This window comes from Pannonibacter phragmitetus DSM 14782, from assembly GCF_000382365.1.
Taxonomy (GTDB): Bacteria; Pseudomonadota; Alphaproteobacteria; order Rhizobiales; family Stappiaceae; genus Pannonibacter; species Pannonibacter phragmitetus.
In genome coordinates this window covers 168,086-181,790 of record NZ_KB908216.1, presented here as the reverse complement: position 1 = coordinate 181,790, position 13,705 = coordinate 168,086, and the positions used below count along the sequence as shown (strand labels likewise).

Here is a 13,705-nt window from a genome sequence, read left to right as displayed (position 1 = left end):
TTGAAAAGGCTCAAGCGCCGGACGGGCTTGACCAACTCTCGATAAGTCAAGCTCATCGAGAGTTGGTATTACATCACGGCACCAACCTGCCAGGGCACGAACTCGTTGTCGCCGAGGCCGAGGGCTTCGGATTTGCTCTTCTGGCCCGAGGCGACGGCGAGGATCATGCCGAGGATTTCCTCGCCCTTGTCTTCCAGGCTGATGCCTTTCGACAACACGTCACCGGTGTTCAGGTCCATGTCTTCCGGCATGGCGTTGAACAGGATGTCGTTGGTGGCCACCTTGATGGTGGGAGCCGGCTTGGAGCCGAAGGCGGAGCCGCGGCCCGTGGTGAAGACCACCAGCTGCGCACCGCCCGCAATCTGGCCCGTCGCTGACACAGGGTCATAGCCGGGCGTGTCCATGAAGACGAGGCCGGGTTCCGTCACCTGTGCGGCATAGTCGTAGAAGGCGGTCAGCGGCGTGGAGCCCGCCTTTGCAACGGCGCCCAGCGACTTTTCCAGAATGGTCGTCAGCCCGCCCGCCTTGTTGCCGGGGCTCGGGTTGTTGTCCATGCTGCCGCCGTTCATCTCGGTGTAATGCTCCCACCAGCGGATGCAGCCGATGAGATCATCCGCCACCTTCTGCGAGGCAGCACGGCGCAGCAGAAGCTGTTCGGCACCGTAGATTTCCGGCGTTTCCGACAGGATCACCGTGCCGCCAAGGCCGACAATCATGTCCGACGCCTTGCCAAGGGCCGGGTTTGCGGTGATGCCGGACAGGCCGTCCGAGCCGCCGCACTGCAAGCCGATGCGCAGGGCCGAGACAGGGCAGGGCTGGCGCTGTGCCTTGTTCACCTCGGGCAGGATCTCCAGCACCTTGGCCTTGATGGCCGCGATGGTGGCACGGGTGCCGCCGGTGTCCTGAATGGTCAGGCCGTGGAAATGGTCAGCGCCTTCCGCCCCGAAGGTGTGCTTCATGCGGGCGATCTGCATCACCTCACAGCCGAGGCCGACGAAGACGGCCGCGCCGACGTTGGGGTGGGTGGCATGGCCCCACAGCACGCGCTGAAGGATGTCAAAGCCGCGCCCCTCGGAGGCCATGCCGCAGCCGGTGCCATGGGCAAAGGCGACGATGCCGTCCACATTCGGATAGTCTTCGAGCACGCCGGAGTTTTCCAGCTCGAAGGCCGCCCGGCGGATCACGGTGGCAGAGCAGTTCACCGTGGCGCAGAGGGCGATGAAGTTGCGGGTGCCCACCCGGCCATCCTTGCGCAGATAGCCGTCAAAGGTACGCGGAGCGGGCGAGGGCACGGCGGCCTTCGCCCGCTCCAGATCGGCACCGGTCTGATACTGCTGATCGTGGTCCCCGAAGGCGCAGTTCTGGGTGTGCACATGCTCCCCGGCGGCAATGTCCCTGCTGGCCCGGCCGATGATCTGGCCGAACTTGAGGATTTCCGCTCCTGTGGGGATTGCGGTCAGGGCCACCTTGTGGCCCGGAGTGAGGGGTGTGGCGAGAGCCACACCCAACCCGAGAGGATCGCTGCCTGCGGCAAGGCGCTCCTTCACGATACCCACATTGTCGTCGGGATGAAGAACGATCAGCTGGCTCATGGCTTGCCTCGGTTACAGGGACTGCAAGGTCTTGCGGGCGCCCTGGCTCAGCAGCAGGCCAAGGGCCTCTGCCACCGGGGCCTGCAACTGGCTGGCAAGGGCAGGATCAAAGATCTCGCGCACGCCCAGAAGGGCTGCGGCCTTGCCTTCCGCCGTTGCGGCGCTGTCGAAGAGTTCACGCAGGCGTGCGGCCAGCGGGTCCTTCACCTCGATCGGCGCCCCCGTTTCGTCCACGCCGCCCACATAGCGCATCCATGCGGCCACGGCGAGCATCAGGCGCGGGCTGCTGCGGCCGGCCTTCAGGTTCTCGCCAAGGGTGGAGAGAATGCGCTGCGGCAGTTTCTGGCTGCCGTCCATGGCGATCTGCCAGGTGAGGTGGCGGATGCCGGTGTTGGCAAAGCGTGCCTTGAGGGCTGCCGCATAGCCGGCAAGATCCACGCCCGGCGGCGGGGTCAGGGCGGGGATGATCTCTTCGCTCCACAGGCGGGTGACGAAACCGGCCAGAGCCTCATCGGCCATGGTGTCGGCGATCGTCTTGTGACCCGAGAGGTAGCCCAGATAGGCGAGCGAGGAATGCGCGCCGTTGAGCATACGCAGCTTCATGTGCTCGTAGACGGCCACATCGGACACCAGCTCGACGCCAACGGCGCCGAGGTCCGGGCGCTCGCCGCCCACGAAGTCATCCTCGACCACCCACTGGCGGAACGGCTCATGCACCACGAGGCCGTCTTCATTGCGGCCGGTGATGGCTGAGAGGCGCTCGATGTCTTCCGGCTTGGTCGCAGGGACGATGCGGTCCACCATGGTGGAGGGGAAGCGGCCTTCGCGCTCGATCCAGTCCGCAAGGGCCGGATCGATGAGGCGGGCGAGGTCCAGCACCACTCCGCGCACCACCTTGCCGTTGTGGGGCAGGTTATCGCAGGTCATGACGGTGAAGGGCGCAAGACCGGCGGCAAAGCGGCGCTGCAGGGCACGCACCAGATAGCCCGGCGCGGAAACCGGGAGTCCGTTTTCCAGATCCTTCTGAATGTCCGGGTGGGACTGGTTCAGGCGGCCGGTGCTCGGCTCGTGGCAATAGCCCTTCTCGGTGACCGTCAGGGTGACGATCTTCACATCGGGGCTGGCCATGGCGGCAAGCACGGCGTCCGGGCTTTCCGGGGCCACCAGCACATCACGGATGATGCGCACGTCACGGCGGGTTTCCCCATCGGGGCCCAGTTCCACGGCGGTGTATTCGAAATTGCGCGGCGCCATGCGGTCGCGCGTCGTCGGGCTCTGCAGCGAAACGCCGGCAATGGCCCAGTTGCCGCCGGAGCGGGCAACGGCTTCCTCGATGAAAATGGCACCATGGGCACGGTAGAAGGCACCAAGCCCCAGGTGGACGATGCCCACCTTGGCATTCACGACACGTTCGATTTCCAGATCAGCGGGCAAGCCAGCCTCCGTCAACATTCAGCACTGCACCATGGATGTAATTGGCAGCCGGAGAGGCAAGGAATACGGCGGCTTCGCCGATGTCCGAGGCCTGGCCCCAGCGGCCGGCAGGGATACGCTCAAGGATGGCCTTGTTGCGCACCGGGTCCGCCCGCAGTGCTTCGGTATTGTTCGTTTCGATGTAACCGGGGGCGATGGCATTCACATTGATGCCCTTCGCCGCCCATTCGTTGGCCAGAAGCTTGGTGATGCCTGCAACACCATGCTTCGAGGCCGTGTAGGACGGCACCCGGATACCACCCTGGAATGACAGGAGCGAGGCAATGTTGACGATCTTGCCATTTCCTCCACGGCCAAGAACGGCCTTGCCGAAGGCCTGGCAGGTGAAGAACACGGCCTTCAGATTCACGTCCATCACCTCATCCCAGTCGGCCTCGGTGAAATCCACTGCATCGGCGCGCCGGATGATGCCCGCGTTGTTGACGAGGATGTCCACCGGTTCGGCGGAGAACACGTCACGGGCGGCCATCGGGTCGGCGAAATCGAGCACCAGTTCGCGCGCCTTGCCCTTGCTGCCAGCAATGAGACCAACGGTCTCTGCACAGGACGAGCGTCCCGCGCAGATGACGTCCGCCCCGGCGCGGCCAAGCGCCATGGCGATGGCCTGACCGATGCCCGTGTTGGCACCGGTCACCAGAGCCGTCTTGCCCTCAAGCGAGAAGGGGTTCACCGCAGGTCCTCCATGGCGACCATTTCCACGTCCTTGTAATCGACGTTGTCGCCGGCCATGGCCCAGATGAAGGTGTAGCTGCCGGTGCCTGCGCCGCAGTGGATGGACCAGGGCGGGGAGACCACCGCATCCTCGTTCTTCATCACCAGATGGCGGGTTTCCTGCGGCTCGCCCATGAAGTGGAACACGCGCTGCTCCGGCTTCATGTCGAAATAGAGATAGGCTTCCATGCGGCGGTCATGCACGTGGGCGGGCATGGTGTTCCAGACAGAGCCGTTGTGCAGCTGGGTGTAGCCGACGACGAGCTGGCAGGAAGTCATCACCGCCGGATGCACTAACTGGTAGATGGTGCGGTCGTTGGAGGTCTCGGCCGAGCCGAGCTTGACCTTTTCGGCCTCGCCGATGCGGATCAGGCGCGCCGGATAGGCGGCATGTGCGGGCGCGGAGAGAATGTAGAAGCGGCCTTCGCCCTCGAAGGTCACCTTGCCGGAGCCCAGCGGCAGATACAGCACGTCGCCGCGTTCCATGGCGTAGGTTTCGCCCGCTGCAGAGACCTTGCCGCTGGCGCCGACGTTGACGACGGCCATCTCGCGGCGGTCGAGGATGCTGGCGGTGCCGCATTCCTTGACCTGATCCAGCACCAGCGGCGCGCCCGAAGGCACGGCGGCGCCGACGATCATGCGGTCATAGTGGGTGTAGACGAGGCGGATTTCCCCGGCAGCAAACAGGCTGCCCATGTGGAAATGCTTGCGCAGCTCTTCCGTGTCCATCCGCTTTGCGGTCTGCGGATCAATGGCGTGGCGGGTTTCGACGGTCAGCATGGAATGGGTCCTTCGTTGACTTCAAACTCAGAGAAAATCGTCACGGCGGGGCGTGAAGGTGTCGATCAGGGTGCCGGGCTCAAGGCAGCGGCAACCGTGGATGGCCATGGAGGGGATGACGAAACTGTCGCCCGGCCCCACCTCGGTCTCCTTGCCGTCCACCTGAAACAGAAAGCGGCCGCTTTCCACATAGGTGGACTGGATATGCGGGTGGTTGTGCAGCTTGCCCTCGGCCCCCTCGTGGCCGAAGCGGAAGGCAACGACCATGAGTTCCGGGCTTTCGGACAGAACCTGGCGGGTGACGCCAGGATCTGCAGGGACAGCGGGATAGGTCTTCAGCATGGGACAGTCAGCCTCAATGGAAGAGTGAAGGGAGCCAGAGCGAGAATGCCGGCACATAGGTGACCAGCATCAGCACGGCCATGGCCGCCCCGTAGAAGGGCCAGATGGTCTTGATGGCATCCCAGACGGAGATCCGCCCCACGGCACAGCCGACGAAGAGCACGGCGCCCACGGGCGGGGTGCACAGGCCGATGCCGAGGTTGAGGATCAGGATCACGCCGAAATGCACCGGATCGACACCGAAAGCGGTGGCCACGGGGAGGAAGATCGGCGTGGTGATGACGATCAGCGGCGACATGTCCATGAAGGTGCCGAGGAACAGCAGGGCGACGTTGATCAGCAGCAGGATGACGATGGGGTTGTCGGAGACGCCGCGCAGCAGGGCGACCATTTCCGCTGGCACCTTCAGGAAGGCCATCAGCCAGCCGAAGGAGGCTGCGCAGCCGATGACCAGCAGCACCATGGCCGTGGTGCGCACCGCCGCGAAAGTGGAGGCGGTGAAATTCTCCCAGGTCATGGTCCGGTAGGCCAGAACCGTCACCACCAGCGCATAGACCGCAGCGATGCACGAGCTTTCGGAGGCGGTGAAGACGCCCGAGCGCACGCCGAAGAAGATGATGCCGATGAGCAGCAGGCCGGGAATGGCATTGGCGAAGAGCCAGCCAAGGGCCGCCCAGCCGGGGAAGGCTTCCGTCGGATAGCCGCGGCTGCGCGCCACCCACCAGGCCGCCATCATCAGGCTGAGTGCCAGAAGGAAGCCGGGGATGATGCCTGCCGTGAACAGGTCCGCGATGGAAATGCGCCCGCCTGCCGAGATCGAATAGATGATCATGTTGTGCGAAGGCGGGATCATCAGGGCGATGATCGAGGACACCACCGTGACATTGACCGCATAGTCGACGCCGTAGCCGCGCTCCTTCATCTGCGGGATCATCAGTCCGCCGATGGCCGACGCATCTGCCGCTGCGGAGCCGGAGATGCCGCCGAACATGACGGAGGCGGTGATGTTCACCTGGCCAAGGCCGCCGCGAAGATGGCCGACAGCGGCCCCCGCGAGGGCTACGAGACGGCGGGCAATGTCACCGCGCACCATCAGTTCGCCGGCGAAGATGAAGAAGGGGATGGCCATCAGCGCGAAGACGGAGACACCCGAATTCAGCCGCTGAAACACGATGACCGGCGGCATGCCGAGATAGAGCACCGTCATCAGCGAGGAAATGCCGAGGCAGAAGGCCACCGGCGTGCCGATGAGCAGCAGAACGGCAAAGGAGCCGAACAGAATCCAGAGTTCCATCTCAGGCCTCCTGCATGTCGGTTTCGCCGAAGCGGGCGGTTGGCAGCCCTGCGGCCCGGCGGGCGATGCGCTCCAGCGAGAACAGGAAGATGAGAATGCCGCCGCCGATCAGCGGGGCGAAATCATAGGCACCGGAGATGCCGATGGACGGCAGCTTCACGTTCCAGGCAGACAGGGCAAGCTGCAGCCCGTACCAGAACATGCCTGCCCCGAAGAGGGCGACGAGGGAATCCGACACCGTGTAGAGAACCAGTTTGGCTTTCACCGGAATGACGTAGAGCAGCACGTCGAAGCTGAGGTGATAGCCTTCCCGGATGCCGACTGCGGCGCCGAAGAAGATGAACCAGCCCATGAGAATGACCGCGAGCGGTTCACTCCAGATGAGGCTGTCGTTCAGAACGTAGCGGAAAAAAACCTGAGCCGAAATGATGGCGGTCATCAGAACGAGACCGGCGCCAGCCAGCCAGAGAGCGAGGCGAGCGATGAGGCCCAAAGCCTGCGCGATTGATTTCATGGTGTCCTGCACCTGACGTCTCCACGCAAAAGAAGGCCCGTGCCGCTGGGTGCGGCACGGGTTTGGGCTTCACATCACTCGGTTGCCTGAATGCGGGCAACGAGATCCTTCAGCTTTTCAGAGGTCACGTGCTTTTCGTAGACCGGCTTCATCGCGTCGATGAAGGGCTGCTTGTCGATGTCCGTGACGACAGTGGCACCGGCAGCGCGCACCTTCTCCTCGGAGGCCTTTTCACGGGCCTGCCACATCTCGCGCATCATCGGCACGGAATCCTTGGCGGCCTGGCGGACGGTGGCCTGGTCTTCGGCGCTGAGCTTGTCCCAGGATGCCTTGGACATCACCAGCACTTCCGGAACGATCAGATGCTCATCCAGCGTGTAGTAGCCTGCGACCTCGAAGTGGCCGGAGGATTCATAGGACGGCCAGTTGTTCTCTGCCCCGTCGATGACGCCGGTCTGGATCGAGGAATAGACCTCGCCATAGGGCATCGGGGTGGCATTGGCGCCGAGTGCGGACATCATGTCGACGAAGATGTCCGACTGCATGACGCGGACCTTCATGCCCTTCAGGTCGTCGATGGTCTCGATCGGCTTCTTGGCATTGTAGAAGCTGCGCGAGCCGCCGTCGTAGAAGGCGAGGCCGACATAGCCATGCGGTTCAAATGCGGTGAGGATTTCCTCGCCGATCGGGCCATCCATCACCTTGTGCATGTGATCGACCGAACGGAAGATATAGGGCAGCGAGACAACCTTGGTTTCTTCAACGAGGTTGTTGAAGGGGCCCATCGAGACGCGGTTCATGTCGATGACGCCGAACTTCGTCTGCTCGATGGTGTCCTTCTCCTGGCCGAGCTGGGCCGAGTGGAACACTTCGATGCAGAGCTTGCCGCCGGTGCGCTCCTCAAGCAGCTTGCCCATGGCCTTGACGGCCTCGACGGTCGGATAGCCGTCCGGGTGGGTATCAGATGACCGGAGCGTCGTCTCGCAGGCCGTTGCAGCCCCGGTCATCATCACACTGGCCAGCAGAGCGGCCTTCGCAATCTTCATGAATGTCATTTGGTTCTCCTCCCAAGTGAACGGCCCTCCTCAGAGCCGGTAGGCTTGCTTGGCAAGCCTGTAGGTGAGGTCATAGGCGACCTCACCCGCCTCGTCCTGATCCAGCCGCCCTGTGGCGACCAGATGGGCGAGGTAAGCGCAATCCACGCGCCGGGCCACATCGTGGCGGGCGGGGATGGAACAGAAAGCACGGGTGTCGTCGTTGAAGCCGACGGTGTTATAGAAACCCGCAGTTTCCGTAACCTGCTGACGGTAGCGCATCATCCCTTCCGGGCTGTCGAAGAACCACCAGGCGGGCCCCAGCTTCAGGGCCGGATAAACGCCGGCGAGCGGTGCAAGCTCGCGCGAGTAGGTGGTTTCATCCAGCGTGAAGGCGATGATGGACACATCGTCCCGCATGCCGACTGCATCGAGCAGCGGCTTGAGCGAGCGCACATAGTCGGTGCGGCTCGGGATATCGAAGCCCTTGTCGCGGCCGAAGGTGCTCAGCACCGGGCCGGAATGGTTGCGCGAGCTGCCGCAGTGGATCTGCATGACGAGGCCATCGTCAATGCTCATGCGGGCCATCTCGGTCAGCATCTGGCCACGGAATGCATCTGCCTCCTCCGCAGTGCATGCGCCGCGCAGCGCCTTGTCGAAAAGATGAGCCGCCTCAGCTTCGCTCAGATTCTCGGTGCGGGCCGTGGCATGGCCATGATCACTCGAGGTGGCGCCGCCCTGCTCCTTGAAATAGGCGCGGCGGATGCGGTGCGCTTCCAGATAGCCGGACCACGTCGTGGCATCGGTGCCGCACAATTCGCCCAGCTTCTCGACGGTCTCGGTGAAGCCGGCATATTCGGGGTCAACGGCTTGATCCGGCCGGTAGGCGGTGACGACACGGCCCTTCCAGCCGCTTTCGCGGATCATGCGGTGCCACTTCAGATCGTCCAGCGCGCCTTCCGTGGTGGCGATCACCTCGATGCCGAAACGCTCGAACAGGGCGCGGGGGCGGAACTCGGGACGCTGCAGGCAATCGGCGATCTGGTCATAGGTTTCGTCTGCCGTTTCGGCCGACAGGCGCTTGGTCACGCCGAACACGTCTTGGAAAGCATGATCCAGCCACATGCGCGACGGAGTGGCGCGGAACAGGTGATAATTGGAGGCAAAGATGCGCCAGATCTTGCGGCCGTCGGTCTCCGTCCAGCCGCCGTCAGCGCGCGGCACGCCGAGGCTTTCCAGCTTTATGCCCTGCGAGCAGAGCATGCGGAAGACGTAGTGATCCGGGGTGACGAAGAGCTGGGCCGGGTCCGGGAAGGGATTGTTTTCTGCAAACCAGCACGGGTCCGTATGACCATGCGGGCTGATGATCGGCAGATTTTTCACGCCTTCGTAAAGGCCGCGCGCAATGCTGCGAACGCCGGGTTCAACGGGGAACAATCTGTCAGAATCCAGCAGCGCCACGTTTGCTCTCCTCCCGAGTGATGACTTAAGCCGGAGAACGGCTCTTTTCTTCGCGTATTTCAGCTAATATGCTAGTATCCAAAAGGAGTCAATGGGAGGAAAAAATGCCGGATTCGCTACACCTGCAAGCGCTGGAGCCTGTCGGGCGGCCGCTCGTCGCCGATGCGGTTTTCGAGCAGCTCCACCGGCAGATCCTGTCGCTGGAACTGCCGCCCGGCGCCAAGATTTCGGAGATCGACGTGGCCAGGGCCATGGGTGTTTCGCGCCAGCCGGTGCGCGATGCCTTCTACCGTCTGTCCAAGCTCGGCTTCCTGCATATCCGGCCGCAGCGGGCCACATCCGTGTCGGTGATTTCCGAGCGTGCCGTGTTTCAGGCGCAGTTCATCCGCACCGCCATCGAGGCGGAAACCGTGCGCGTGGCCTGCACCCAGCTGACGGAGGCAGATCATCAGGCGCTGGTGGATATCATCGAGCAGCAGCGCGAAGCCGTCACAGGCCAGCGGCCGCTGGATTTTCATGCGCTGGATGATCTCTTCCACAAGGAGATCTGCGAACGCTCCGGTCACGCCCATGCCTGGGAAATGATCCGCGAGAACAAGGCGCATATGGACCGGGTGCGCTTCCTGTCGCTGGCCTTCGCCTCGCAGGATGCCTTTGACGATCATTGCCGGGTGCTGGAGGCCATCCGCCAGCGCGACGCCGATGCGGCGGTTGCCCAGATGCGCAGCCACCTTGCCCGCATCCGCCAGCAACTGGAACGCATCCGCGCCGGCCACATGAAATATTTCGCCCACGAGACGGGGGAGTCTTGAGGGGAAGCGGTTTCAGGGGGGATGAGACGGAATTGCCCCGCCACAGACTCGGCGTCGCCCCGGACGCAGCGGAGCGGAGATCCGGGGGCCACTCGCTTCCAGAGCGGTGAAACTGAAGCGCGGCGCAGGGGCTAACTTAAGTTCGCTCTGCACTGCGGCTTGAGACAACGGAAGCTCTCTGCAAACGAGTAGACCCCGGCTCGCGCTCCGCTTGGCCGGGGCGGCTCGGTGTCTGCTGCCAGTGTGTGCTTCACAGTACCGGCCTTTCACCTCTCTTCCCGCTTCACCGCAATGAAAACGGCACGATCCCACGCGAATCCCGTTCCACCTGGATTTCCTTGTCGAGGGCGGGGAAGGCCCGTTCCGGGCAGCTGGCGCGCGGGCAGATACGGCAGTTGATGCCGATGCGGGCCGGGTTGACCCGGTCTGTCAGGCCCAGCTCGTCGCCATAGACCAGCATGTCCGCATATTTCAGTTCGCAGCCAAGGCCAAGGGCATAGCGCCGCTCGCGCTCACCGAAACGGGTGGCGGGCTTGGAAATGCTGCGGGCCAGGCAGAGATACTGCGTGCCGTCCGGCATCTCGCCCACCTGCGCCGAGACGCGGCCCTCGTTCAGCTCAAAGGCCTCATGCACGTTCCACACCGGGCAGGAGCCGCCATAGCGGGCGAACTGGAAGCGGGTGGCGCTGTGCCGTTTGATGACATTGCCCGCCCTGTCCACCTTGAGGAAATAGAAGGGCACACCCTTTTCCCCCGACCGCTGCAGGCTGGAGAGCCGGTGGCAGATCTGCTCAAGGCTTGCCCCCGTCGTCACCATCAGCCGGTCGAGGTCATGCCGGTAGGACTTGGCGAGGGACAGGAAGGCGCCGTAAGGCAGCAGCAGGGCGCCCGCGAAATAGTTGCGTAAGGCGAGGCGGCAGATCTCCCGTGCCGCCAGCGTCGAGAAACCGGCCTTCTCCACATGACTGGAAATGAGCTTTTCCGCCGTCAGATCCGCGACGATACAGCCGAGCTGGAATTCCATGGCCGGGCGCGGCAGGCCCCGGTCCAGCGTCACGAGCCTTGCGCGGGCATCAAAGGCGACGATGGCGCCATCTGCTGCCTGCCGTTCCGTGACGTCCACCCGCACGCCGTGGGTGTCCCGCAGCCAGGCGCTGAGCCGGCCGAAACGGTCCGGCGTCCAGGCTAGGCTCAGTTTGCTGGCCAGCTCCTCGGCGCTCACATCCAGCGCATCGACATAGTTGTCGATGTAGTGGAAATGGTCGCGCACCTGATCATAGGGCGGGGTCATGCGCGGGGCGCGGCCGCTGGTCTCCCCATGGGCATCAATGGCGTCGTCCAGCGAGGCCTGCTGCTCACTCATGCGCCTGAGGGTGCCGTAGAGATCCAGAAAGGCGCGGGCGAAGTCCGGCGTGTGGGTGGCAACGCTCTTCAGGTCCTGCAACCCGACGCTGCCGTCATGAAAGCGGGTGTCCGCCAGCGCCTCGCCAAGGTCGGCCACCAGCCGGTCAAGGTCGCTCGCCTCGAAACTGGCAAGATCGGCACCGAACTCGCGGCTGACGGCGATCAGCACCGAGGCGGAGACCGGGCGGATGTTGCTCTCCAGCTGATTCACATAGGAGGGCGACAGATCCAGCCGGCTGGCAAAGGCCACCTGCGTGAGACCTGCCCGTTCGCGCAGCTTGCGCAGCACATGTCCGGCGAAAAGCTTTCTGGCCATCGGTTTCTCAAATTGCGAAGATTTTACAATTTAACATGACACACTTTTGCATATCGCAGAAGGCCCACCAAATGGCTATGGTCCTTGCATCACACAGGCCCGGGAGGAGGTGGTTGCCCGGGAGGCGCCGCCGGACGGGCCTGCAACGAAAGGGAGCGCACATGCTGGATCAAGTCGTGGAGAGCTGGCACCATCCGGTCGAACTGCATCCGGTGATGCCGAAGCCTGTTGCCGGGCTCACGGTATCGCAGGAGCGGGTCGCCCTGCTCACCGAGCGCCAGAAGGACGTGATGCGCATGCTGGCCGACGGTCTGATCAACAAGCAGATCGCGCACCGCCTCGACATCAGCGTCGCCACCGTGAAGACCCACATTGCCGCCGCCGTGCGCCGCATGCGCGCCAAGAACCGCATTCACGCGGTGGCAATGCTGATTCGCGCCGAGGGCGGCTGCTGACAAGCCCGCGTGGCGCCTGAGCCTTGCCAGGGCCGGATGCAGCAGCATCCCCGGGCCTTGGCTAAAGCCCGCCAGGCAAACAGCTTCTGGGAGGAAGCCGCCGCTCATCCCTGATGGGCCGCGGACATCGCGGCGAGTTCCGCCGCGAAAAGAGGCCGGAGGGCGCTGGGCTCGATGAGCTCGGCGCCCGGGCCCAGCCAGCGCAGCAGCGGGAACAGCCGGGCCTGCGTTGTGTCCGTCAGGGTGATTCTCACCTTGCCGTTTCCCGCCGGTGAAAACACCGCATGCCGGTAGTACCAGTCCCGCGCCAGCGTGCGCGCCTGCTCATCACTCACCAGAATGATGCCGGACGGGTCTTCCGACTGCCAGCGCCGCATGGCGCGGGACAGCCAGGCACCATTCAGCAGGGCTTGCACCGAAAACTCCTTCGGCGGACGGAAGCGCAGGCCGCTCACCTCCATGTTGAAGATGCGGTCGGCCCGGTAGATCCTGAGGTCATCCGCCTCGACGGAGCGGCCCGCCAGATACCACAGATCCCGGTCGAAGATGACGCCCAGCGGCTCCACCTCATGGGCGCGCGGTTCCGTCCGGCTGGGGTTATGATGCTCGAAGCGCACGCGGCGGCCTTCCAGCAGCCCTTCCATGAACCGGTCCAGCGCCTCCTGCCAGCCTGCATTGGGCTCGATCGAGGGCGAATCATGGAAAATGTCCGGCGGCAGCGGCTCGACCCCGACGATTCGCTCGCCGTTTGTCAGCAGCTCCTGTGCCGGGCGGGGCAGGGAAGCGATGAGCTTGCGCTCCGCCGTTTCAAGATCAGCCGCCAGCGGCGTGGTGCGCAGGCCCCGCGCCACCGACAGCACGATCAGCAGCGCCGCCGTCTCGCGGCGCGTCAGGGCGACGGGCGGCTGGATATAGCCCTTGGCAAGGCGGTAACCGCCCTCCGCCCCGCGCTCTGCCTCCACCGGCACGCCAAGCGCAATGAGCCGGTCCACATCCCGGTATATGGTGCGCAGCGACACCTGGAACCGCTCCGACAGGGCGGTGGCCGTCACCAGCTTGCCGCTGCCAAGCAGCAGCAGGATGCCAAGGGCACGTTCGATCGGGTTCATGTCGGCCTGCCGGTTCTCAGGAAACAAAAAAGAATCAGAATGAGAACATAACAGGATCAAACCTGACTCGCAGCTGTCAGGTTTGGGCTGGCATCCTTGCTTTCACTGGCCCCGCAGAGGGCGAATGCAAGGAGGCAGGATCATGAATGGAAACGGCACATCAGACCGCAAGGCACCGGCAGCATCAGGGTTCTTGCCATTTCTGGCAGGCCTCATGGCGCATATTGGCAGCTGGCTGCATGAAGAGCGCCTGCGCCGCATACGCCGCCGCAACATCGCCCATCTGGACGAGCGGCTGCTCAAGGACGTCGGGCTGACACCATCGGGCCACTGGGTTGAGCCGCGGCCGAAAAAGCACAGGGGCGTCAAATGACGCCCCTGCAAACT

14 protein-coding genes are annotated in these 13,705 nt (G+C 64.0%); 3 read left to right on the top strand and 11 right to left on the bottom strand.

Going from position 1 to position 13,705, the window contains the following annotated elements; genetic code table 11:
* Positions 1 to 68: 68 nt before the first annotated feature.
* The 9 genes from H163_RS0105775 to uxaC form a co-directional block, all read right to left on the bottom strand.
* Positions 69 to 1,592, bottom strand: a complete 1,524-nt coding sequence (locus H163_RS0105775; protein ID WP_019963609.1) for a UxaA family hydrolase — start codon at positions 1,590 to 1,592, stop codon at positions 69 to 71.
* A 12-nt stretch (positions 1,593 to 1,604) separates the two neighbouring features.
* Positions 1,605 to 3,026 (bottom strand): mannitol dehydrogenase family protein, encoded by a 1,422-nt coding sequence (locus H163_RS0105770; RefSeq protein ID WP_026355499.1) that lies wholly within the window; start codon positions 3,024 to 3,026, stop codon positions 1,605 to 1,607.
* A complete protein-coding gene (gene kduD / locus H163_RS0105765) occupies positions 3,016 to 3,756 on the bottom strand; it encodes a 2-dehydro-3-deoxy-D-gluconate 5-dehydrogenase KduD (RefSeq protein ID WP_019963607.1) in 741 nt (246 codons plus the stop codon). Before kduD ends, H163_RS0105770 begins: the two co-directional genes overlap by 11 nt.
* Complete coding sequence (gene kduI, locus H163_RS0105760; protein WP_019963606.1) at positions 3,753 to 4,577, bottom strand: 5-dehydro-4-deoxy-D-glucuronate isomerase; 825 nt, start codon at positions 4,575 to 4,577, stop codon at positions 3,753 to 3,755. Before kduI ends, kduD begins: the two co-directional genes overlap by 4 nt.
* A gap of 27 nt (positions 4,578 to 4,604) precedes the next feature.
* Positions 4,605 to 4,919, bottom strand: coding sequence for a cupin domain-containing protein (locus tag H163_RS0105755; RefSeq protein ID WP_019963605.1), 315 nt, complete (start codon positions 4,917 to 4,919; stop codon positions 4,605 to 4,607).
* A 13-nt stretch (positions 4,920 to 4,932) separates the two neighbouring features.
* Positions 4,933 to 6,213: a TRAP transporter large permease gene (locus tag H163_RS0105750; protein ID WP_019963604.1), complete on the bottom strand. Its 1,281-nt coding sequence runs from the start codon at positions 6,211 to 6,213 to the stop codon at positions 4,933 to 4,935.
* 1 nt (position 6,214) lies between these two features.
* Positions 6,215 to 6,727 (bottom strand): TRAP transporter small permease, encoded by a 513-nt coding sequence (locus H163_RS0105745; RefSeq protein WP_115336383.1) that lies wholly within the window; start codon positions 6,725 to 6,727, stop codon positions 6,215 to 6,217.
* A gap of 74 nt (positions 6,728 to 6,801) precedes the next feature.
* Positions 6,802 to 7,782: a TRAP transporter substrate-binding protein gene (locus H163_RS0105740; RefSeq protein WP_019963602.1), complete on the bottom strand. Its 981-nt coding sequence runs from the start codon at positions 7,780 to 7,782 to the stop codon at positions 6,802 to 6,804.
* A 30-nt stretch (positions 7,783 to 7,812) separates the two neighbouring features.
* Positions 7,813 to 9,222 (bottom strand): glucuronate isomerase, encoded by a 1,410-nt coding sequence (uxaC, locus tag H163_RS0105735; RefSeq protein WP_019963601.1) that lies wholly within the window; start codon positions 9,220 to 9,222, stop codon positions 7,813 to 7,815.
* Positions 9,223 to 9,326: 104 nt separating this feature from the next.
* Here uxaC and H163_RS0105730 point away from each other — a divergent pair, with 104 nt between their 5' ends.
* A complete protein-coding gene (locus tag H163_RS0105730; RefSeq protein ID WP_019963600.1) occupies positions 9,327 to 10,034 on the top strand; it encodes a GntR family transcriptional regulator in 708 nt (235 codons plus the stop codon).
* A 283-nt stretch (positions 10,035 to 10,317) separates the two neighbouring features.
* Here H163_RS0105730 and H163_RS0105725 read toward each other — a convergent pair whose 3' ends face one another.
* A complete protein-coding gene (locus H163_RS0105725) occupies positions 10,318 to 11,754 on the bottom strand; it encodes a helix-turn-helix domain-containing protein (protein WP_019963599.1) in 1,437 nt (478 codons plus the stop codon).
* A gap of 161 nt (positions 11,755 to 11,915) precedes the next feature.
* Here H163_RS0105725 and H163_RS0105720 point away from each other — a divergent pair, with 161 nt between their 5' ends.
* Positions 11,916 to 12,209, top strand: a complete 294-nt coding sequence (locus tag H163_RS0105720) for a response regulator transcription factor (protein ID WP_019963598.1) — start codon at positions 11,916 to 11,918, stop codon at positions 12,207 to 12,209.
* A 104-nt stretch (positions 12,210 to 12,313) separates the two neighbouring features.
* Here H163_RS0105720 and H163_RS0105715 read toward each other — a convergent pair whose 3' ends face one another.
* Positions 12,314 to 13,318: a helix-turn-helix transcriptional regulator gene (locus tag H163_RS0105715; protein WP_040678141.1), complete on the bottom strand. Its 1,005-nt coding sequence runs from the start codon at positions 13,316 to 13,318 to the stop codon at positions 12,314 to 12,316.
* Positions 13,319 to 13,460: 142 nt separating this feature from the next.
* Here H163_RS0105715 and H163_RS0105710 point away from each other — a divergent pair, with 142 nt between their 5' ends.
* On the top strand, positions 13,461 to 13,691 hold the full coding sequence (locus tag H163_RS0105710; protein WP_026355498.1) for a YjiS-like domain-containing protein: 231 nt from the start codon (positions 13,461 to 13,463) through the stop codon (positions 13,689 to 13,691).
* The last annotated feature ends 14 nt before the right edge of the window (positions 13,692 to 13,705 follow it).

Bases quoted from the DNA above. Each gene is read 5' to 3' on its own strand.
- H163_RS0105730 (WP_019963600.1), top strand. From the start codon at position 9,327: ATGCCGGATTCGCTACACCTGCAAGCGCTGGAGCCTGTCGGGCGGCCG.
- kduI (WP_019963606.1), bottom strand. From the start codon at position 4,577: ATGCTGACCGTCGAAACCCGCCACGCCATTGATCCGCAGACCGCAAAG.
- H163_RS0105740 (WP_019963602.1), bottom strand. From the start codon at position 7,782: ATGACATTCATGAAGATTGCGAAGGCCGCTCTGCTGGCCAGTGTGATG.
- H163_RS0105715 (WP_040678141.1), bottom strand. From the start codon at position 13,318: ATGAACCCGATCGAACGTGCCCTTGGCATCCTGCTGCTGCTTGGCAGC.
- H163_RS0105725 (WP_019963599.1), bottom strand. From the start codon at position 11,754: ATGGCCAGAAAGCTTTTCGCCGGACATGTGCTGCGCAAGCTGCGCGAA.
- H163_RS0105750 (WP_019963604.1), bottom strand. From the start codon at position 6,213: ATGGAACTCTGGATTCTGTTCGGCTCCTTTGCCGTTCTGCTGCTCATC.
- H163_RS0105775 (WP_019963609.1), bottom strand. From the start codon at position 1,592: ATGAGCCAGCTGATCGTTCTTCATCCCGACGACAATGTGGGTATCGTG.
- H163_RS0105720 (WP_019963598.1), top strand. From the start codon at position 11,916: ATGCTGGATCAAGTCGTGGAGAGCTGGCACCATCCGGTCGAACTGCAT.
- H163_RS0105755 (WP_019963605.1), bottom strand. From the start codon at position 4,919: ATGCTGAAGACCTATCCCGCTGTCCCTGCAGATCCTGGCGTCACCCGC.
- H163_RS0105745 (WP_115336383.1), bottom strand. From the start codon at position 6,727: ATGAAATCAATCGCGCAGGCTTTGGGCCTCATCGCTCGCCTCGCTCTC.
- H163_RS0105710 (WP_026355498.1), top strand. From the start codon at position 13,461: ATGAATGGAAACGGCACATCAGACCGCAAGGCACCGGCAGCATCAGGG.